Source organism: Aeromonas sp. QDB23 (genome assembly GCF_027707745.1).
Classification (GTDB): Bacteria; Pseudomonadota; Gammaproteobacteria; order Enterobacterales; family Aeromonadaceae; genus Aeromonas; species Aeromonas allosaccharophila.
In genome coordinates this window covers 6141-26653 of the sequence record NZ_JAPCJA010000052.1, presented here as the reverse complement: position 1 = coordinate 26653, position 20513 = coordinate 6141, and the positions used below count along the sequence as shown (strand labels likewise).

Sequence of the window (20513 nt, the reverse complement as noted above, 5' to 3'; positions counted from 1 at the left end):
TGTGAAGAGATCGATGCTGATGGGGGTGCTTGGCGCCTCGCTGCTGCTAAGCGGCTGCAAAGTGGAGCTCTATACCGGGGTCACTCAGAAAGAGGGCAACGAGATGCTGGCGTTGCTGCAGACCGAGGGGATCGCCTCGGACAAGCAGCCGGACAAGGATGGCCATATCAAGCTGCTGGTGGAGGAGTCCGACGTGGCGCAAGCCATCGAGACCCTTAAACGCAAGGGCTATCCGCGGGAGAGCTTCTCCACCCTGCAGGATGTGTTCCCCAAGGATGGCCTTATCTCCTCGCCGACCGAGGAGCGGGCTCGTCTCACCTATGCCAAGGCGCAGGAGATCTCCAATACCCTGTCGGAAATCGATGGCGTGCTGGTGGCTCGCGTCCATGTGGTGCTGCCGGAAGGCAATGAGGGGATCAGCAAGAAACCCTCGCCCGCCTCGGCCTCGGTCTTTATCAAGCATGCGGCAGATATCCAGCTCGATACCTATATTCCGCAGATCAAGCAGCTGGTCAACAACAGCATCGAAGGGCTCGCCTACGACCGGATCAGCGTGGTGCTGGTGCCCTCGGCCGATGTGCGCCAGAGCCCGTTGATGCCGCGCAATACCTCGCTGTTCTCCATTGAAGTGAGCGAAGGTTCAAAATGGCGGCTGGGTGGCTTGATTGCCCTGTTGTTGGCGCTGGTGGTGACCAGCAACCTGGCGCAATACATGTGGCACCGGAGCCGGAGTCGCGGATGACGGTCGGTTTGACCCCCTATCAGCTGCGCTTTTGCCCGGCCAGTTACCTCCATGAGGCGCACTTGCCCTCATCCTGGGCGCAGGTGCCGGAGCTCCTGCCGGGGTGGCGGACGTTGCCAGCCAGTAACGGCGCCTTGCTCGAGGCGCTGGCATTGGGGATTGGCTACGAGATGCCCGCGCCTCTGGGGGGATTGGCGCTGTTTCCCCAAAGCGAGCTGGTGTTGTTGTTGCGCCGTCTGGGGGCCGTGTTGCACGGAGAGGCGATCCGCCACTGCCTGCTGGCACCAACGCTGCGCCAGATCATCGCCCGGCTGGGGGAGGAGGGGCACAGAGCCGTACTCTCCCAGCTCGACTTGTTGATCGGCCCCTGGCCCGCAGGTTGGCAGCGGCCGCTGCCCGCTCAACTCGATGAGGGCCTGCTGGAGGAGGCGGGCTTGCAGTTCTGGCTGGCGGCGGCCGGGGAGGGCTACCCTGACTGGGCCCGCCGTCTCGCCCTGCGCCTTCCCCCGGCGCCACCCGGGCCATCATGGCCTCTGGCGGCTGACCAGCAGCCACTGGCCCGGGCGCTTTGTCTCAAGATTGCCAAACAGGTAACCCCCCAATGCTGCCATTTGTTGAAATAAAGAGTGACCATCTGCAACTGGCGCCAAGCCAGCGTATGTTGCGTAGCCAGGATTACCTCTCCTACCTGAGCGCACAGGAGCTGGTAGAGGCCGCCCGCGCCCAGGCGGCCGATATCGTGGCCGAGGCCCGCGCCGTCTATGAAGAGCAGAAGAGCCTTGGCTGGCAAGCCGGGATTGACGAGGCCCGGCGCGAACAGGCGGTGCTGATCCACCAGACCCAGTTGCAGTGCCAGGGGTACTATCGCACCGTGGAGCAGCAGATGAGCGAGGTGGTGCTGCAGGCGGTGCGCAAGATCCTGCACGATTACGATCAGGTGGCGCTCACCCTCAAGGTGGTGCGTGAGGCGCTCTCGTTGGTGAGCAACCAGAAGCAGGTGACGATACGGGTTCACCCCGAGCAGGTGCAGGCGGTGCGCGACCAGATCGCCCGGGTACACAAGGATTTCCCCGAAATCGGTTACCTCGAGATCTCCGCCGATGCCCGCCTCGATCAGGGGGGCTGCATTCTCGAGACCGAGGTGGGGATCATCGATGCCAGCCTCGACGGCCAGCTGGAGGCGCTCTCCCTCGCCATGAGCTCGGCGCTGGAAAAGCGTGGTGAGCAGCAGGCTCGACTCGCCGGGGTGAGTGCAGAAATCGGCTAGAGGGCGGTGTCATCACCGGATGGACCGGTAGCGGATAGTCTGCTGTCGGCCCCATCGTTGTGCTAGCCGCCATCTGGCAGATTCTTGTCGGGCTTGAAAACTGAACTTGGGTTCAGAACGTGGAGATCAGGGCTCCATTGCGAATGATTTGGGCCTGAATGTCTTGGCATAACATCTGAATGTGGGGCTCATCAATCTTTTCGCGGGGAATATAAATTCCGATAGTCCCCTTGTTGTACTCTTCGCCCATTTGCAGCGGGCAGATACCGAAGCGGGAAAAATAACCAGCCATGCTCACAGGATAAGGCATGACAGCATTGCTACTATTGACAATATCAATACTGGTGAGCAGGGAGTTGCTGCTGTAAATGATTTTGTCATTCAGCTTCATAGCGGCGCGTTCCTGTTTTTTTCTCGCCAAGTCATCGACCAGATGCAGATATTTTTCCTCATCCGGCGTCACCAGCAGGCTGGGATAATCCACCAGATCCTGTTTGCTGCATATTTTCCCTGTGAGGGGATGACCCGCTCTGACAAATACCCCATCGTGAGAAAGAAATAGCGGGATAAATATCAGGCTGTAATTTTTGGCCAGCCCGTGAATTTCATGTCCGAGAAACAGGTCGATATGATTGCCGAGCAGCAGATCGAGCAGGCGCAGATGGTTGCCGACTTCAATATTGATGGTGCAGGATGGGTTGGCTTGCTGATAGCGGGCGGTGACAGGTTGCAATACCGGTTGCCACCACGCATGTCCGGTGCCCACGTTTAGCGGCCGCGCGGTGCGCTCGCGCAGGCTGGCCAGCTGCCGGAGAGTGTCATCGTAGATCCGCTGCATCACGCGCGCCTGCTCCAGCAGTAGCTCTCCGGCTGCGGTAAGTGTCACGCCGCTGGCATGTCTGATCAGCAAGGTCGTTCCCAGACTCTCCTCAAGTTTTTTCATGTTGTGTGTCAGCGTCGGCTGGCTGAGTCCCATTTGCCTGGCTGCCAGACTGACATTTTTGTGGGTGGCCACTTCAATAAATTGTCTTAGATGCTTGTCCACGAATATGGCGTCCGGTCATAAGCGGGTGGTGCGCCAAACTAGTGTAATCACCATGGGCTGTCAATTATCCCCCTTCACTGACTGGCTATTTTTATGTGGCTCCCTTCACGTTGTATTCAATTCATTTTTACCGCCTGATAGCCGGTTTGGTGCGGAGGATCACGTAATTTCATCTGGCTATAGATGTTATCTATGCCGATGGTGATGTGGTCTATTTTTCTGGCGAATGCTGACCACGTAGACTGGAAAAAACGGTTTTACTCAATGCTGTTTCAATAACAAAACAAAAAAGTAACGAAGGGAAAATATGAAAATTCGTCCATTGGCTTTATCCGTGGCGTTATGCTGCGGCGGGGTTCTTTTGTCCGGTTGTAACGACAGCTCATCCAGCAGTAGTGACAACGGGGTCAAACCGGAGGTGAAGGCGCCCTGGGATTTTGATCTCTATATGGTTGGCGAATTTAGTGGCTGGGGCCGTGAGGACAAATTCAAACTGACCTTCAAGGATGGGGTCTATCGTCTGGACAACCTGAAGATGAACTCGGGGATGTCCCCCTTCAAAGTGGCTGGCCCCGAGTGGACCAAATATCCCGATTTCTCCGCGGACTCCCGCAAGGAGACCAGCATCTTCCCCGGTCAGGTCTATCCCATGTACTACCAGAACAATGGGCAGAACAACCGTCTGGTGGTGACTGAAAAGGGGTTGCTCGACATTCAGGTCAAGGTGACCAATGCCGATCTGGCTGCACCGGCCATCGAGTTTTCCATGGTGCGTGATGACCCCAATTACAGCGAGAGCCTCTATCTGAAAGGGATTGATGGCAATCTGGAGCCCGTCCTGCAGATGGTCTATCAGGGGGACAAGCAGTATGTGATGGTGGCCAAGCTGACGACGGGTGAGCACAAGATAAAGATTGCCTCCGCGCAGGAGGGGATCGGTTTTGGGCTCAATGGCGTCATTGCATTGAACAACCCGGTCAAGATGCAGCGCTGCGATGCCCAGTGCCAACTGGCAACCGTGCGGGTAGAGCAGGAGGGGTATTACAAGTTCCTGCTGGATGCCAGCCAGGATGAGAACGCTCCCCTGTTGCAGGTCAGCGTCGCAGGGGAGGGTGACCTTGGCATGATCAATCCCCATGAAGGGCATGAGCTGATCGAGAAGCGCGAGTATGAGACCTATAAACCCGGGGTGACGGAAACGGCAACTTTCTCGGTCAAGCAGGCCAGTGACGAGTATCGTAGCTATGCGCAGTCGACCACTCAGGAGTTGCGTGATCCGGGCGAGAACTTTACCACCTATCAGGAGCAGTCCGATCTGCCCCGCCTGCGCTCCGGCAACATGGTGTTTGATGCCCTGTTTGCGCTGGCTGCTTACGAGATGCGCCAGAACAGCGTGGCGCAGGTCAAGGATGGCAGTTACAACGGGGGGCAGGCGATCCCTTGCGACTGTTTTGAAACGGGCGCCAAGTGGCATTACGTCTGGACGCGGGATCTCTCCTACGCCACCGATCTGGGGCTGGGGGCGCTTGATCCCATGCGTGCTCGCAACTCCCTGCGATTCAAGCTATCGGATTTCAGATCTGAGCTGAAAAGCGATCTGGACAGCTTGATCCCGCAAGGACGCCAGATCATTCAGGATACCGGTACGGGGGGCAGCTGGCCCATCAGTACCGATCGCATGAGCTGGGCCCTGGGGGCCGAGCGGGTGCTGGCCGCCCTGCCGGATGCCGAGCGCAGCGCGTTCTTGCCCGAGGTGTTTGAAGGGCTGAGCAACACCATAGAGAGTGATCGTCTGGCCGCTTTCGATAGTGCAGATGGCCTCTATGTCGGGGAGCAATCCTTCCTCGATTGGCGCGACCAGACCTATGCCAAGTGGATCACCGCAGATATCGCCCACATCGGCATGAGCAAATCCCTCTCAACCAACGTGACCCACTATCAGGGGTTGCTGCTGGCCGCGCGGGTGGCTGGCGAACTGGGTCGAGATGAGCTGGCGAGCCGCTATAACCAGTGGGCGGGGGAGCTGAAACTGGCGATCAATCGCGCTTTCTGGCTGGCTGACGAGAAGATGTATGCCAGCCTGATCAACACCAGTACCGATCAGAGTCCAGCCTACAAGTTCGATCTATTGGGGGAATCCCTCGCCATTCTGGCCGGTGTTGCCGATGAGACGCAGGCCAAAGAGATCATCAGTCGCTATCCCATGGGCCCTTATGGCGCGCCGGTCTACTTCCCGCAGCAACCCGATATGCCGGTTTACCATAACCGCGCCATCTGGCCCTTTGTCTCCGCCTACGGGCTGAAGGCGGCGGCCATGGTGCAGAATGTTGCCGTGGTCGATCACCATATCGACTCCCTGATGCGAGGCGCCGCGCTGAACCTCTCCAACATGGAGAACCTCGAGTGGCTCTCCGGCCAGCCATCCCTGATGGATCTGACCCATCCCGATTTGACCGGGCCGGTGATCAACTCCCAGCGCCAGCTCTGGTCTGTCGGGGGTTACCTTGGCATGGTGACCGACACTACCTTCGGCTACAAAGTGGAAGAGGGTGGGATCAGGATCAAGCCGTTTGTTACCGCTCACCTGCACAAGTTGATGGGGGCCAAGAGCGAGGCCGCGCTCAAGGGGCTCAACTACCGTGGCAAGCAGATCGATATCGTGCTGCACCTGCCGGAGCAGGGCGGGGAGGGCAGTTACTATCCGGTGCGCGGCATTACCCTCAATGGCGCCCCGGTGGGGGAGCAGATCAGTGAAGGCATGCTGGCCCCTAGCAACCGGATTGAGGTGACGCTCGGTGCTGCCGTGGCTGATGATCAGGGGATCCGCCTGATCAAGGATGTGGCGCCGCTGGATGTCGAGAATCGTCAGGTATTCGCACCGACCGAGCCGACCCTGCTCGGGGTTAGCGAGCAGAGTGGCAAGCTGGTTGTTGCCCTGCAGGACCATGTCAACAAGGGGGCGCTCAGCTACAACATCTATCGGGATGGCAAATTGGTGGCCTCCGGGCTGGATCGTGCGACCAACTGGGTCGACGACATGGTGTTACAGCCGGGCCAGGCCTATTGCTACAGTGCCGAGGCGGTCTATCCGGAGTCCGGAAACCGCTCCCATCATGCCAAGCCGATTTGCTATCAGCCTGCGCTGCAACATATCGCCATCGATGCGGCCAACGTCTCCCATACCGGGAGTGTGAGCGCCGCCGATGGGGCCATTCCCGTCCCTTACCTCAAGGATTGGGGCCGCCCCGACGACAGCTTGCTGGTACAGGGGGTCAAGCTCGATGGCAAGCACGCCATTCGCCTGCAATACAGCAATGCCCAGCATGCCATCAATCTGGGGGTGACCAACGGGGTGAAACGGATCTCGGTGGTACGTGGTGGCCAGGTGGTCGCCAGCGGCGTGGTGCAGATGCCCCATGTGATGAAAGAGGGTGACCTCAAACCGCTGCGTGACTCGACGCCGTTTGTGGTGGATCTGCCCGCCGGAGAGTATGACATTCGGGTGAGCGATTTTTACAACATGAGTTACCTGAAGGCGAACGACACCTACAACGATGCAGGCGGTCAAAAGGGAGCGGTCAATCTGATCGATCTCGCCAGCATCACCGTCTCGGCCCGCTAAGCGGTCAAACAAAACGGCCAAACAAAACCGCCCCGGTTAGCCGGGGCGGTTTTTTTATTTAGCGATACCGAGGTGAGCCGTGCGGGCAAGCAAGGGCTCAGCGATAGCGGCCACGTACCGAGCTGCTGGCGCGGCCTGCCATCTTGATCAGACTCTGGCGGGTGTGCAGGTGGCAGAGTGCGACGCCGAGGGCATCCGCCGCATCCGCTTGCGGGGTGGCGGAGAGTTTCAGCAGATGGGTCACCATATGCTGCACCTGCTCCTTGGCGGCGCCGCCGGTGCCGACTACCGCCTGCTTGATCTGGGTGGCGGAGTATTCGCTTACCGGCAGATAGGCGTTGACCGCGGCGACAATGGCACTGCCCCGGGCCTGCCCCAGCTTCAGCGCCGAGTCGGCGTTGCGGGCCATAAAGACCCGCTCGATGGCAAACTCGGTGGGTTTGAACTGGGTGATGATCTCGCATACCCCGTCATAGACCTGCTTGAGGCGCTCCGGCAGCTCGCCGCAATCGGTGCGGATGCAGCCAGAGCCCAAGTATTCGGCCTTGCCGCCCACGACCCGGATAACCCCGTATCCGGTGATCCGCGAACCCGGATCGATGCCCAAAATAATGCTCATGGGTGTTGATTGCTCTAAACGCGAGTGATGGCCGCCAAGATAGCAAACTGTGGCCCGTTTGGCTGTATGTCCCGGGTCAAGCGGGCAAAGATTGGCCAGCCTGCGTCGGGCGTGGTTAGCCCTTGAACAATTCTATGGTGTCGCCATCCTGCAGGCTGCCTGCGCCGCGCACCACCACCCTATCCCCCTGCTTGAGGGCACCGCTCACCGCCACCTGCTGGCTGTCGCCAAACAGCACGGTGACCGGCACCCGATTCACCTTGAGCGCCTTGCCGCTTCGCGCCACCTGATAGACCACGCTGCCATCGGTGCCGAGCACCAGAGCATCACGGGGCAGCAGCATGCTCTGCTGATCCCCCAGTGGAAGGGCAACCCGTACCGGCGAGCCGATGATGAAGGTGCCCGCTTCCGGTTTGAGGCGCAGCTCGATCAGCCGCGATTTGGGATCGGCGCTGGCGGCCCGCTGGTAATAGACACCGTGACCGCTCAGCTGCTCCCCCTCCACCCGCAGCCGGGTTTGCGGCGCCAGCTGCTGGGCCCAGAGAATGGGGGCCTGCAGGCGGATATCCGGCTGATCCGGGTTGACCAGCTCCAGCGCCTGCTCGCCAGCGTCCACATGCTCGCCGGGCTGGATGAAGTGGTTGTTCACCACCCCGTCGAACGGGGCATAGATGTGGCTGCGGCGCAGCTGTTCTTCAATCTGGTTCACCTGTATGGCGGCCAGTCGCTCAGCCAGCGCGGCCTGCTCCACATCGTAGCTGGCCTTGTCGTACTGGCTTTGGGAGGCGCTCTTTTGCTGGTGCAGTCGGGTGATCCGTTGGGATTCGGCGCGGGCGAAGCGCAGGTTGCTCTGCCATTTCGCCTGCTCGGCGCGAGCCTGCTCCAGCGAGAGGTGCAGTGCCGCGCTGTCGAGGCGCAGCAGCTCGTCCCCTTTTTTGACTCCGCTGCCAAATTCGGCGATCCACTCCACCCGGCCGCTTACTTCGGCGCTGAGCGCCGCCTGCTGGCGACTCGCCACCGTGCCGCTGACCCAGATATTGGCGGCCGCATCCCCTTGGGTCACATCCGCCAGGGTCACCATCTTGCCCTGATCGGCCAATACCGGTAGCGCACTGCCTGCAATCAGCACAGCGCCAGCCAACATTCGGGTAATCATATGTGTCATCAATGAGCTCCTTGCTCAGGCCCGCTGGCGCAGGGGTTGTGGGATCGCCACCTGCTCCCCGAGACGCAGGAAAGCAGGCAACAGGATCAGGGTAAACAGGGTGCTGCAACTCATGCCGCCGACAATGACGGTGGCGAGCCCGCGGTAAATTTCGCTCCCTTCGCTCGGGCTCAGCATCAGCGGCAGCATGCCGAAGATGCTGGTTAGGCTGGTCATGGCGATGGGACGCATCCGGCTTTGCAGGGCATCGGCCACCGCCAGCTGACGGCTCATGCCGTCCCGTTCGGCGGTGCGGGTCTGATGCACCAGCAGGATGGCGTTGTTGACCACCAGTCCCAGCAGGATGACAAAGCCGATGATGGTGAGCAGATCCATCGGCAGCGGCACCAGCAACCCGCTCAGCTGCAGCGCCAGTACGCCGCCAACCGAGGCAAGGGGCAGGGTGAGCAGCACCAGCAGGGCATCCTTGATGGAGGCAAACACTCCCCACAGCAGCACCAGCAGGATCACCACGGCGAACAGAAAGATGGTCCCCAGATTGTCGAGCGCCTGTTGCAGGCTGTCGGCGTTGCCGGCAATGCGCAGCTCGCCACCGGCGGGCAGCAGGGGGCGGATGGCGGCAAAACTGCGGTTTTTCAGGGTGTCGATCACCTGCTCCATGGTCATGCCCGCCGGAGGCGCTATCTGCAGGCTGATGCTGCGCCGCCCATCGGCCCGGAAGATGCTGGCCGGGCCCATGTCGTGCTCCACCCGCAACAGCTCGCCAAGGGGAACGATGCGCCCGGAGGGGGTGGCCAGCGGCACTGCCTTCAGTTCGTCCGGATTGGCGGAGCTCTGCCCCATCAGCATGATGTCGAGCCGATCCTCGCCGTCGAAATACTCGCCAACCCGCAAGCCGTCGCCAAAGGTCTGGATGATGGCGGGCAGGGGCGTGCGATCCCAACCCACTTCGGCGAGACGTCGATCTTGCGGCACCAGTTTGAGCTCGGGGGCGGTGAAGTCGAGACTCGGCTCGGGCCGGATCTGTGCTCCCGGCAGGTCCTTGCTGAGGATCCCCATGCTGGCACGGGCCGCCTGATAGAGCTCGGGCAGGTTACCCCCCTGCAGCAGCAGGGAGACGCCGTTTTCGCTGTCAAAGCCGCCAAACAGCGACCCCTGACCGCCGAACACCCGGGTGTCGGGAATGCCCACCAGCAGCTGTTTCATCAACAGGCTCTCCAGCTCCTTGATGCGGGTCTCGTCCTTGGGGCGCACGCCAATCTGGGCGCCCCCCGGGTAGCGCAAGATGTAGTAGTTCTTGAGGGCAGGCTCTTTCTCCCCCTTCATGTAGGGGGCGAGGCGGGTGATCAGGGTATCGATCACCTCTTCGCGCTGGGCCTTGAGGTTGACCCCGGGGGTGAAGTTCATCCAGACATCCACCGCGTCCCGTTTCACATCCGGCAGATAGTCCATCTTCGGCAGCAGCGCCCAGGTAGCCAGTACCGGCAGACTCATCATCAGGGTGATGACCGTCCAGCGCTGGCGTGAGGTCGAGGTCCAGCGGATCACGTGACGGGTGGTGCGCTGCCACAGCGACTCATAGGGATCGGTCAGCGTTTCATGTCCCATCCAGCGCGCCGCCACCGCAGGCAGCACGATGACGGCGACCAGCATGGAGACCGTCACGGCGCAGGCGATGGTGAGCGCCAGATCGGCAAACAGCTGACCCTCCACATCGTTGAGCAGCAACACCGGCAGGAAGATGGCGACCGTGGTGAGGGTGGATGCCACCAGCGCCGTCCATACCTGACGGGTACCTTCGAGCGCCGCCTCCGCCTTGCTCAAATCCCCCCGCTCGTGGCGCCGGTAGATGCTTTCCAGCACCACGATGGCGGCGTCGAGCACCATGCCGACGGCAAAGGCGATGCCCGCCAGCGAGATGATATTGAGGGTGCGATCCATCACCTTGAGCAGGCAGAAGGTGAGCATGATGCTGATGGGGATGGCGAGGGCAATCATCAGGGTCGCTTTGAGCTGGCGCAGGAAGAGCCAGAGGATGGCACAGGAGAGCAGCACCCCGAGCCCCAGGTTGGCGGTGACCATGCTGACGGCGCGATTGATGTAGAGGGAGGCATCGAACGACTGCTCCATGTGCAGCCCGACCGGCTCCAGCACCTCGCGGTTGAGCTCGTTCACCCGGGCCTTGATCGCCTCAAGGGATGCCAGGGCATTGGCACCGCTCTCCTTGAAGATCTGGGCGGCGATGGCGGTATTGCCGTTCTGGATCCGCAGCACCGGGTTCTCTTCCCGGGCCACCCTTACCTCCGCTACATCACGCAGATAGATGGGCAGGCCATCGCGCCAGTCCACCACCTTGTCCCCCAGCGTCTCGACATCGTAACGACCGGCGAAGCGCAGCTTGTACTCCCAGCGACCGATGTCGAGGGTACCGGCCGACACGTCCCAGCCGGTGGTGGCGCGGCTGGCCAGCACCGGGATCTCCACCCCCAGCTCGGCGGCGCGATAGGGGTCGAAGCGGATCTGGATCTGGCGCTCGTTGATCCCCTCGACTGCGACTGTCGAGACCCCTTCGATGCGTTCCAGCTCGGGTTTGACCCGCGCCTCGATCAGCGCCTGATGATCATCGATCACCCCTTTGGCGCCGGGCAGCTGCTGGATGAAGAAGAAGGTGAGGGTATCGTTGCTGCTGTAGTTGTTGACGTAGGGGCCGCCAATCTTGTCCGGCAATCCCGAGACCCGGTTCAATCGCGAAATCACATCGAGTTGGGCCCGTTGCATGTCGGTGCCGAGGGCAAACTCCATGTCGATTTCGGTAAAGCCGGGATAGCTGTTGCTGACAAGGCTCTTGAGCCCCTGAACCCCCTGCATCTCCTGCTCGATGGGGTCGGTGATCTCCGACTCCATCTCTTGGGGTGAGGCTGAACGCCAGCTCACCGAGATGTTGAGGTGTGGACGGTCGATGTCGGGGAACAGCTGGATCGGCAGTCCCCGGATGCTGAGCAGGCCCAGCAGGAAAATCAGCACGATCGAGACCGCCACCCAGATGGGGCGTTCGATCGCCGTTTTGGCGAGGTTCATTCACTCTTCCTGAGTAGTTGTTATCGGCCATTCCGCTGGCCTTGCTTCCAAAGCCCCTGCAACAGGGACTCAAGCATTTAACTGGAATTCTCCCAGCTTGTAAATGCATGGTTAACAAACAAAAAAACCGGCCACTAGGGCCGGTTTGGTGCAGGTTTGCCAGGGGATCAGGCGGCGTGCTCGACCTTGTTTGGCTGTTTGTTTGGTTGCTGGGAGAAGCCTTCCAGCTCGCCAGGGGCGAAGTTGTCTACCTGAATGGCTTCGTAGCGCAGGGCATCGGCGGCCAGCAGCTTGTCTGCTTCGTCCTTGCTCAGGATGGATTGAGACAGGGCGGCGGCAACCAGCTCCGGCAGCGCCAGTTTGCGGGGCAGTTTGCCCTCTTTCTGAGCCTGCACCAGTTTCTTCTCGTAGGGCTGCACCGAGACCATGGCCTGGAAGGCACGCTCCATCAGACCAACCGGATCCGCCTCGTCTTTGCCGACGTAGCAGAGAGCTGTCAGACGGTCGCGGAACTCGCCCGGCTTCATCATGGCCAGACAGATGGCATGGCAGCGGTCGTCTGCCGGCATCTTGTAACCGATACCGAACGGGAATACCACCCGCTTGAGCACGGCACCCACTACCTTGTTCGGGAAGTTCTGGAAGAAGCCCTCGAACGCCTTGCCAATCAGGTAGAGGTTGCGCTCCACCGCGTACTGTACGAACGGCAGATCGGAGACCATGCGGCCCTGATCCTCGTAGTGCTTGAGGGTAGCGGAGGCCAGATAGAGGTGGCTCAACACGTCACCCAGACGGGCGGAGATCATCTCCTTGCGCTTGAGATCGCCACCCAGCATCAGCATGGAGACGTCTGCGCACAGGGCCAGCCCTTTACTCATGCGGGAGAGCTGCTTGTAGTAGCGGGCGGTTTCGCCAGCCACCGGCGCGCTGTTGAACTGGCCCAGGGTCAGCCCCTGGAACAGGGAGCCGAAGAAGTTGCCGGCACCGAAGGCGATGTGTTTCATCAGCAGGGCGTCAAACTTCTCGAGACCGCGCTCCACGTTGGTGTCAGCCGCAGCTTCCAGCTCGGCAAAGACGTACGGGTGGCAGCGGGTGGCCCCTTGCCCGAAGATCATCAGGTTACGGGTCAGGATGTTGGCCCCTTCCACCGTGATGGCGACCGGAATACCCATGTAGGCGTAGCCGGTGTAGTTTCTCGGGCCCAGCTGGATGGCGCGACCGGCGTGGATGTCCATGGAGTCATCCATGATCTGGCGTGCCATTTCGGTCATGTGGTACTTGGAGATCGCAGTGACAATCGCAGGAGCCTGACCGAGGTCCAAGGAACCTGCCGTCATGCGACGTGCCCCTTCCAGCTGATAGGTGAGGCCGCCGATGCGGGCCAGCGCTTCCTGCACCCCTTCAAACTTGCCGATGGACATGCCGAACTGTTTGCGCACGTAGGAATAAGCGCCCACAGTGCGGCTCGCCATGTGACCGCAAGCGGTGCCCAGCGCAGGCAGCGAGATGCCGCGACCGGCAGAGAGGCACTCCACCAGCATGCGCCAGCCACGGCCGGCGTAATCCGGGCCACCGATGATCCAGTCGAGCGGAATGAACACATCTTTGCCGAAAGTCGGGCCGTTCAGGAACGCCAGACCCATGGGATAGTGGCGATCGCCGACGCGCACGCCGGGGTGGCTGGTGGGGATGAGCGCGCAGGTGATGCCGAGCTCTTCCTTGTCACCCAGCAGTTTTTCCGGGTCATAGAGTTTGAATGCCAGCCCCAGCACGGTGGCACGGGGGGCCAGGGTGATGTAGCGCTTGTTCCAGTTGAGGCGAATACCCAGCACCTCTTCACCCTTGTGCATCGCTTTGCAGACGATCCCCTTGTCAGGAATGGCGCCTGCATCGGAGCCCGCTTCCGGCCCGGTCAGGGCGAAGCAGGGCACTTCCTTGCCATTGGCCAGCCCCGGCAGCCAGAAATCTTTCTGGGCCTGAGTGCCGTAGTGCATCAGCAGCTCGCCCGGGCCAAGGGAGTTCGGCACCATGACGGTGACCGCCACGCTCAGGCTCTTGGTGGCAATGCGGGTGACGATGGTGGAGTTGGCAATCGCCGAAAACTCGCGGCCGCCGTAGGATTTCGGGATGATCAGGGAGAAGAAGCCTTCCTTCTTCAGATAGTCCCACACCGGTTCCGGCAGGTCTTTGGTTTCGTTGACGATCTTGAAGTCATCGACCATGGCGAGCAGGGTTTCGACCTGATTGTCGATAAAGGCCTGCTCTTCGGCGCTCAGTTCGGCCTTGCCGTAACCGTGCAGTTTTTTCCAGTCGGGGTTGCCGCGAAACAACTCGCCATCCCACCAGACGGAGCCGGCTTCCATGGCCTCCCGCTCGGTAGCTGACAAGGGCGGCAGTATCTTTTTGAAGATGCCGAACACCGGACGGGTTACCACCTTTTTACGGATGGAGGGCACGCCGAGCACAACGGCTATCGCCAGCACCAGCAGGACAAGCAATGTGATCATACCGAAGTTCCTTCTATTTCACTGTTTCCGTTGATTTATTGTTGGTTGTTACACGGCCAGGGAGAGCCTGGTCGACTCCACGGGCGCCCCGACTCCGGACGCCAGATAAGGAATAACGTTGCGCACCAGCCCTTCCACATCGAGCTGCTGGCCAAAGTCGGCCAGGGCGATGTCGCGTAGCGCATCGGCGGAGGCCATGGTGAATACGACGGTGCCCAGGGTGAAGTGCAGGCGCCAGAAGAGATCCGCTGGTGACAGGGCCGGATTGGCCTTGGAGATCGCCTGGGTGATCCGCATCAGAATGGGGCCGTAGTGGGCGGTGATAAAGCGGCGCAGGTGGCCCTGGCTGTCGATATAGCCGCGTCCCAGCAACTGCATGAAGATAGCCGGGCCGTTGGCCCGCACCGCCGAGAGCTTCATCAGCGGCTCGACAAAGCTTTCAAAGAGTTGCAGCAGGGTCAGCTGCTCCTGCTCCATCAGTACCCGCAGGCGCGCATCGAGATCCGGCATGAACAGGCTCAGGTAACGGTCGAGTACTGCCTGGATCAGCTCCTTCTTGGAGCCGAAGTGATAGTTCACGGAAGCCAGATTGACGTCGGCCTCGCTGGTGATCAGACGCAAAGAGGTATCGGCGAATCCCCGCTCGGCAAACAGCACTTCAGCGGCATCGAGAATACGGTTTTTGGTATCGATTTTACTCACTGGACACCTCACTTAAACGAATGTTTAAAAAGTACGTTTCATAACGTGAAGTGTCAAGAGAATGTGAATGAGTGTTAGCGGAATGTTTTTCGATGAAAAAAGCAAAGTGGGCGGAACTTAGTCAAAAAGCAGGACTCTATATCTATGCCACTGCAATTAAACATTAAGTCTCGCCCAACCTGCACCATGCTAGTTGGGCCTTTTTTTGCACGTTTGTTACCGATTTACGGTTTGCAGGCAAAAAAAACCGCCGCAGGGCGCGACGGTGGGGAAAGTGAGTTCGCGTCATCCTGACGGCAAACTGTCGATGCGAGTTCAGGCATGTATCGACGGGGGCAGTATGCCAGCCAGGGTCCCTCAGACTATGTCAGCTTCGCGGTATTTTGTGACAAAGTGTGGCAAGCACTGGCGTGGCCCAAGCTGCCGCTCTTTGTTATGCTGCCCCTTCAAAATATGAGGGGAGAGAAGATGAAGTACCCGGTCGATACCCACACTCACACCATTGCCAGCACCCATGCCTACAGCACCATCCACGACTATCTGCCGATAGCCAAGGCCAAGGGGATCAAGCTGTTTGCCACCACGGATCACGGTCCCGAGATGGCCGATGCCCCTCATGTCTGGCACTTTGCCAACTTGCCAATACTGCCAAGAGTGGTGGATGGGGTGGGGATCCTGCGGGGTATCGAGGCCAACATCAAAAACCTCGACGGGGAGATCGACTTCCCCGAGCGTTACGAGTCGCGCCTCGACATGATCATGGCGGGCTTTCATGAGCAGGTCTTCCCTCCCTGCGATCAGGCCACCCATACCCAGGCGATGATCAACGCCATCAAGAGCGGCCGGGTCGATATGATCAGCCATCCGGGTAATCCCGCATTTCCCATCGACATTCAGGCGGTGGTCAAGGCGGCGGCCGACTATCGGGTGGCGCTGGAGATCAACAACTCCTCCTTCATTCACTCGCGCCCGGGCAGTGAAGGCAACTGCCGCGCCATCGTCGAAGCTGCGCGAGATCTGGGGGCCTATCTCACTTTCGGATCCGACTCCCACGTCGCCTTCAGCCTCGGCGATTTTGACCACTGTCACCGTCTGGTGACCGAAGCGGGCTTCCCGCAAGAGCGGATCCTGGTGCGCTCCCCCCGCGCCCTGCTCGATTTCCTCGAAAGCCGTGGCCGCGCCCATATTCCCGAGTTCGTCGATCTCTAAGACTGCTAACACCATGAGCCAACTCATAAAATTGAGTTGGCTCGATTGACACGTCGGCCATTTTTCATGAATCTGAATGGCAACAAGCCGGTATAGCTCAGTTGGTAGAGCAGCGCATTCGTAATGCGAAGGTCAGGAGTTCGATTCCCCTTATCGGCACCATATAAAACAATGGGTTAGGTTTTTTAGTTAACGATTTTAGTGTGAGTTTATCGTCGGCGTACTTGTTGGCGTACTTGTTGTGAAGAGTATAGAATGGGTCGTTTCTTACTCTTGTCATACGCGCCTTATGTGTAAGGTCATCCACCTGTTCTCCCAATTTCAATACATCAACCCGGTTACCTTCTGTGTAGATGCTGGAGCCGTGAATAGTTAGTTGCACCATTTAGTGTTGCTGGCTTCATGGTCATAGCAACGATGATGGCTCGCTACCACTCATCAATAGTGGTATTTGCTGATTGATACAATTGCTCAGGGGGGGGGCAGATCAATCAGAAAACGCAGATTTCCCTTCCCCAAGTAGCAGTTACACTTTGGTTTGTGGCCGGCAAGCCAAGACTATTCAGTTTGTTTATAGCGCTCACAACACCGTCATGTCCTCTACCTGAGCGTTGTATGTCGCAGATTGATTTTGCCCTTCATCAACTGCTTGAACCGATACATCGCCGTCTCTGCCAGTGGGTTGAGCTTCGGCATCATGGACATTTTCCAATGACACTTCCACCGCCACGATATCGTGAGTGGCCGGGTCTACTGCCAGATGCAACTTGCACCGCACTCGCCGCCGTGTTTTTTGACCTTCCACTCACCATCTCCAAATATCTTGAGGCCAGTCGAGTCGAACACTAGGTCGGTAATGCGTCTCTTTGGGGGCTTTCGATAGGCCACTGTTACTGTGCGTGCACTCTTGCTGACACATAGATGGTCGCCCCGGTTTGCCAAGCCCTCAATCAATGAAAGTGAGTCAGGTTGAGATTGCAGCCATAGATCCGGATTTCACCGAGGCAACAGCCTCTATCCCTGATGGAATTCGCTGACTGGCTCCTCTATCAGCTAAACGCACTTATTAGTGCCCTGTGTCTGTCGGGTTTTGCCAGTCACGGTCTGACCTGCCTCGCCATCACGTCATGATCGCCCGTGCAATCGGTGGTACTTTCTAACGCTGGTTGTTAACTCGATACTTTGTCACGCTTGCTATGAAACACCGTTCCTCTGCTAGCTATTGCGCTCAGACCGCTACTGCGTGATCAGCATCGTACTCGCGCTCATGGGCAAGTAATGCCCAGATGATGCGTGCATTCTTGTTGGCCAGTGCCACTACCGTTACATTATGGTTACGTCGCTCCATGACCCCCGCAAGCCAGCTTCCTGCGTACTCTGTCTTACGCTCAGCGACCCGGAGCACGGAGCGGGCCCCGTGGATCAGCAGTGTGCGTAGATAGATGTCACCGCGTTTGCTTATCCCCAACAGGGTCTGCTTGCCGCCGCTGGAATGTTGCTTGGGTACCAAGCCCAACCAGGCTGCTAGCTGGCGGCCATTTTCGAACTGCTTTGCATCGCCGATAGACGCTACCAGTGCACTGGCCGTGAGAGGACCAATACCCGGCATCTTAGCCAGCTTCTGGCTTGCCGAGTTTTCTTTGTGCCAACACCAGATCTGCTCTTCCAGTTCATTCACCTGCTTGGCGAGCTCTTTGAGGTGCTCCCCTAAACGCTCAATTAATTGACGAAACGTTCCGGGTAGGTTGTTCTCTGCATCCTCCAGGAGCTCGGGCAATCGTAGGCTAATGTGTGCAATACCTTTAGGGACAATGATGCCATGTTCAGCCAGCAGGCCCCTGATTTGATTAGCTTGTGCCGTTCTGGCTTTGACGAACCCTTGCCTTGCGCGATGTAGCGCCAACACGGCTAACTGCTCGCCATTTTTTATTGGCACAAACCGCATATTGGGTCGGGTGACGGCTTCGCAGATAGCTTCTGCATCCGCAGCATCGTTCTTGTTGGTCTTCACATAGGGCTTAACGAACTGCGGCGCCATCAGTTTGACGGTATGCCCCATTCCTTGCAGTTTATTGGCCCAGTAATGGGCACTGCCGCATGCCTCCATGCCGATCAGGCTAGGAGGAAGATTGGTAAAGAATGAGAGCATCTGATCCCGCTTCAACTATCGCTTGAGGACCGTCTTGCCATGTTGATCAACGCCATGTAATTGGAAGAGATGTTTTGCCAGATCAATGCCGATAGTCGTAGCCTTCATGGTGGTCGCCTCTCTCATCAGTGGGAACTTACATTCGCCACTTTGGCACTCAGATGCCGTTTTGGGGAGGGGCGACCATCCCATTAGCTATAGTCCGGTGAGCACGACGGCACATTTATCAACTCGAACAGGGAGTCGAGTAGTTCCTGAGTAGCCCGCAGAGTGAGGTTGAAAATTCCCTTGAGCATCAGGGAGGTACTGATGGTCTGGTCAGTGTAAAGCGGGCTGCGGTCCCGCCGTACATGAAGGTCGTAGCGAAACCAATTGCTCATGGCTTCGGCATCAATCCAGAAGGTGAGTTAGCTACTATTAATCAAAGATTTGTTGTATTTAGGTCAGTTGGCGATGGTGTGAGGCGACGTACCCATAATGCAGACTTGAAGAGGATGGTGGTGATCAGAACGCCAAATCCTCAGGTAGTTACATTCAAGCTGTATAGATTTGGGCAACAACGCCTCTGTAAGTAAGAAAGGCATGATAACGAGTTTTGATTGGGTTTTTGTTGGCGAAGTTTTATACAGAGCTGTTGAAAACAAGGCTACTCCATTGCAAGTTCAGCTATGTTCAGTACACCAACATAAGGATGGTTATTTATAATCACTTATAAAATAGCTCTAATTATTTATAAGACATAATAATTGTATGTCATTTCTATGTGGTTATTTATAAAGTCTAATAGAGTCAATGGCTTATTTCGTTTTCTCTCTAAGTTTTTCTTGTGTATTTTTTTATATGTGATTTAATTCTTCTCAAACTAGAATGTGAGGGGTATATGGTATACGAACAAGATATTCGTTTGATCAAGATGACTGAAGTAGTAAAAAAAACAGGCATGTCCAGGTCTACAGTTTATAGCTTAATAAGTCACGGATTGTTTCCACAACAGGTAAGTTTGGGGCCTCGCTCCGTTGCATTTGTAGAGGCAGAAATTGACTCTTGGATTAGAAATAAAATTGCAATTAGAAATCGTTGTAATGCTAATAGGTATACAGATTAACTCCAGAAATAATGTTTATCTATACCTTGATAGAGTGAAAAAATAAACCACACGTCAAATGGCTTGTGGTTTTCTTTGAGATGCAACCGTTTACCTTTATCACGATACTGATAGTCCATTCACTGTGGGCACTTAGGCGCAGATCACCCCGTTGTCAGCCGACAATCGCTGTTTACCAGTGTCAAAATTCCATTTCACGATACCTGTAGTTGTTTAGGTCAGCGGGTACTCAGGTGCAGATCACTCCGTTGTCAGCTGACAATCGATGTTTGCCAGGGGCTGAGTTCCATTTCACGATACCTGTAGTTGTTCAGGCCAGCGGGTACTCAGGTGCAGATCACTCCGTTGTCAGCTGACAATCGATGTTTGCCAGGGGCTGAGTTCCATTTCACGATACCTGTAGTTGTTCAGGCCAGCGGGTACTCAGGTGCAGATCACTCCGTTGTCAGCCGACAATCGATGTTTGCCAGTGTCAAAATTCCATTTCACGATACCTGTAGTTGTTCAGGTCAGCGGGTACTCAGGTGCAGATCACTCCGTTGTCAGCTGACAATCGATGTTTACCAGGGGCTGAGTTCCATTTCACGATACCTGTAGTTGTTTAGGTCAGCGGGTACTCATGCACAGATCAGCGTGTTGTCAGCCGACAATCGCTGCCTGCAATGAGCCAAATTCCATTTCACGATACCTATAGCTGATAAGCCCCGATGTCGAGCAGCACAAAACAGCGTGTTGTCAGCCGACAATCGAGCTTGTTGGGGGCAGGATTTCCATTTCACGATACCTGTAGCAGTTCGGGCCTGCTGGGGTCTGACGCAGATAACCCCTGTTGTCAGCCGACAATCGAGCTTGTTAGGGCGGGATTTCCATTTCACGATACCTGTAGCAGTTCCGGCCAGCGGGTACTCTGGTGCAGATCAGCCCGTTGTCAGCCGACAATCGATGTTTGCCAGGGTGATAATTCCATTTCACGCTACCTGTAGCAGTTCCGGCCAGCGGGTACTCTGGTGCAGATCAGCCCGTTGTCAGCCGACAATCGATGTTTGCCAGGGTGATAATTCCATTTCACGCTACCTGTAGCAGTTCCGGCCAGCGGGTACTCTGGTGCAGATCAGCCCGTTGTCAGCCGACAATCGAGTTCGCTGGGGTCAGATTTCCATTTCACGATACCTGTAGCAGTTCCGGCCAGCGGGCACTCCGGCTCAGATCACCCCGTTGTCAGCCGACAATCGATGTTTGCCAGGGTTAGATTTCCATTTCACGCTACCTGTAGCAGTTCCAGCCTACTGGCGCTCTGGTGCAG

The 20513-nt window shown here is 57.7% G+C and carries 12 protein-coding genes, 1 tRNA gene and 3 pseudogenes; 7 read left to right on the top strand and 9 right to left on the bottom strand.

Annotated elements, in window-relative coordinates; all coding sequences use genetic code 11:
• The first annotated feature begins 1 nt into the window (after nucleotide 1).
• Genes ascJ through ascL form a run of 3 tightly spaced genes read left to right on the top strand, consistent with a single transcriptional unit; the run spans nucleotide 2 to nucleotide 2009 of the window.
• Nucleotides 2-742 (top strand): SctJ family type III secretion inner membrane ring lipoprotein AscJ, encoded by a 741-nt coding sequence (gene ascJ, locus PG888_RS18485; RefSeq protein WP_182937902.1) that lies wholly within the window; start codon nucleotides 2-4, stop codon nucleotides 740-742.
• Nucleotides 739-1365 carry a SctK family type III secretion system sorting platform protein gene (locus tag PG888_RS18480; protein ID WP_182937901.1) on the top strand — a complete coding sequence of 209 codons (627 nt, stop codon included), beginning with the start codon at nucleotides 739-741 and terminating at the stop codon, nucleotides 1363-1365. The genes ascJ and PG888_RS18480 overlap by 4 nt, the downstream gene beginning before the upstream one ends.
• Nucleotides 1344-2009 (top strand): SctL family type III secretion system stator protein AscL, encoded by a 666-nt coding sequence (gene ascL / locus PG888_RS18475; RefSeq protein WP_182937900.1) that lies wholly within the window; start codon nucleotides 1344-1346, stop codon nucleotides 2007-2009. The genes PG888_RS18480 and ascL overlap by 22 nt, the downstream gene beginning before the upstream one ends.
• Before the next feature lie 112 nt (nucleotides 2010-2121).
• On the opposite strand, the gene PG888_RS18470 is transcribed toward ascL, so the two are convergent.
• Nucleotides 2122-3054 (bottom strand): LysR family transcriptional regulator, encoded by a 933-nt coding sequence (locus PG888_RS18470; protein WP_182937899.1) that lies wholly within the window; start codon nucleotides 3052-3054, stop codon nucleotides 2122-2124.
• A gap of 520 nt (nucleotides 3055-3574) precedes the next feature.
• On the opposite strand from PG888_RS18470, the gene PG888_RS18465 reads away from it, so the two are divergent.
• Nucleotides 3575-6676: a hypothetical protein gene (locus tag PG888_RS18465; RefSeq protein WP_182939773.1), complete on the top strand. Its 3102-nt coding sequence runs from the start codon at nucleotides 3575-3577 to the stop codon at nucleotides 6674-6676.
• A gap of 97 nt (nucleotides 6677-6773) precedes the next feature.
• Here the strand turns inward: PG888_RS18465 and ruvC are convergent, their stop codons facing one another.
• The 5 genes from ruvC to PG888_RS18440 all read right to left on the bottom strand — a co-directional run bounded on the left by ruvC (nucleotide 6774) and on the right by PG888_RS18440 (nucleotide 14747).
• A complete protein-coding gene (gene ruvC, locus PG888_RS18460) occupies nucleotides 6774-7295 on the bottom strand; it encodes a crossover junction endodeoxyribonuclease RuvC (RefSeq protein ID WP_005334512.1) in 522 nt (173 codons plus the stop codon).
• A gap of 115 nt (nucleotides 7296-7410) precedes the next feature.
• Complete coding sequence (locus tag PG888_RS18455; protein WP_182937898.1) at nucleotides 7411-8460, bottom strand: efflux RND transporter periplasmic adaptor subunit; 1050 nt, start codon at nucleotides 8458-8460, stop codon at nucleotides 7411-7413.
• 15 nt (nucleotides 8461-8475) lie between these two features.
• A complete protein-coding gene (locus tag PG888_RS18450) occupies nucleotides 8476-11538 on the bottom strand; it encodes an efflux RND transporter permease subunit (protein ID WP_182937897.1) in 3063 nt (1020 codons plus the stop codon).
• A 167-nt stretch (nucleotides 11539-11705) separates the two neighbouring features.
• Entirely contained in the window at nucleotides 11706-14045 is a 2340-nt protein-coding gene (locus tag PG888_RS18445; RefSeq protein WP_182937896.1) for an acyl-CoA dehydrogenase, read from the bottom strand.
• 48 nt (nucleotides 14046-14093) lie between these two features.
• Nucleotides 14094-14747, bottom strand: a complete 654-nt coding sequence (locus PG888_RS18440) for a TetR/AcrR family transcriptional regulator (RefSeq protein ID WP_042020647.1) — start codon at nucleotides 14745-14747, stop codon at nucleotides 14094-14096.
• Nucleotides 14748-15215: 468 nt separating this feature from the next.
• On the opposite strand from PG888_RS18440, the gene PG888_RS18435 reads away from it, so the two are divergent.
• Nucleotides 15216-15956 (top strand): phosphatase, encoded by a 741-nt coding sequence (locus PG888_RS18435; protein ID WP_182937895.1) that lies wholly within the window; start codon nucleotides 15216-15218, stop codon nucleotides 15954-15956.
• Nucleotides 15957-16042: 86 nt separating this feature from the next.
• A tRNA-Thr gene (locus tag PG888_RS18430) sits at nucleotides 16043-16118 on the top strand.
• Nucleotides 16119-16447: 329 nt separating this feature from the next.
• Here PG888_RS18430 and PG888_RS18425 read toward each other — a convergent pair.
• The 3 pseudogenes from PG888_RS18425 to PG888_RS18415 form a co-directional block, all read right to left on the bottom strand.
• Nucleotides 16448-16883 (bottom strand): annotated as a pseudogene (locus tag PG888_RS18425) (transposase); the annotation flags it as partial.
• Nucleotides 16884-17184: 301 nt separating this feature from the next.
• Nucleotides 17185-18213, bottom strand: a pseudogene (locus PG888_RS18420) (IS110 family transposase).
• An 86-nt stretch (nucleotides 18214-18299) separates the two neighbouring features.
• Nucleotides 18300-18530 (bottom strand): annotated as a pseudogene (locus PG888_RS18415) (transposase); the annotation flags it as partial.
• Nucleotides 18531-18985: 455 nt separating this feature from the next.
• Here PG888_RS18415 and PG888_RS18410 point away from each other — a divergent pair.
• Nucleotides 18986-19210, top strand: a complete 225-nt coding sequence (locus tag PG888_RS18410) for an AlpA family transcriptional regulator (RefSeq protein ID WP_042082421.1) — start codon at nucleotides 18986-18988, stop codon at nucleotides 19208-19210.
• Nucleotides 19211-20513 lie beyond the last annotated feature (1303 nt).

Excerpts from the sequence above, each read along its gene's own strand:
- PG888_RS18480 (WP_182937901.1), top strand. The coding sequence starts at position 739 with ATGACGGTCGGTTTGACCCCCTATCAGCTGCGCTTTTGCCCGGCCAGT.
- ascL (WP_182937900.1), top strand. The coding sequence starts at position 1,344 with ATGCTGCCATTTGTTGAAATAAAGAGTGACCATCTGCAACTGGCGCCA.
- ruvC (WP_005334512.1), bottom strand. The coding sequence starts at position 7,295 with ATGAGCATTATTTTGGGCATCGATCCGGGTTCGCGGATCACCGGATAC.
- PG888_RS18455 (WP_182937898.1), bottom strand. The coding sequence starts at position 8,460 with ATGACACATATGATTACCCGAATGTTGGCTGGCGCTGTGCTGATTGCA.
- PG888_RS18450 (WP_182937897.1), bottom strand. The coding sequence starts at position 11,538 with ATGAACCTCGCCAAAACGGCGATCGAACGCCCCATCTGGGTGGCGGTC.
- PG888_RS18445 (WP_182937896.1), bottom strand. The coding sequence starts at position 14,045 with ATGATCACATTGCTTGTCCTGCTGGTGCTGGCGATAGCCGTTGTGCTC.
- PG888_RS18435 (WP_182937895.1), top strand. The coding sequence starts at position 15,216 with ATGAAGTACCCGGTCGATACCCACACTCACACCATTGCCAGCACCCAT.
- PG888_RS18410 (WP_042082421.1), top strand. The coding sequence starts at position 18,986 with ATGGTATACGAACAAGATATTCGTTTGATCAAGATGACTGAAGTAGTA.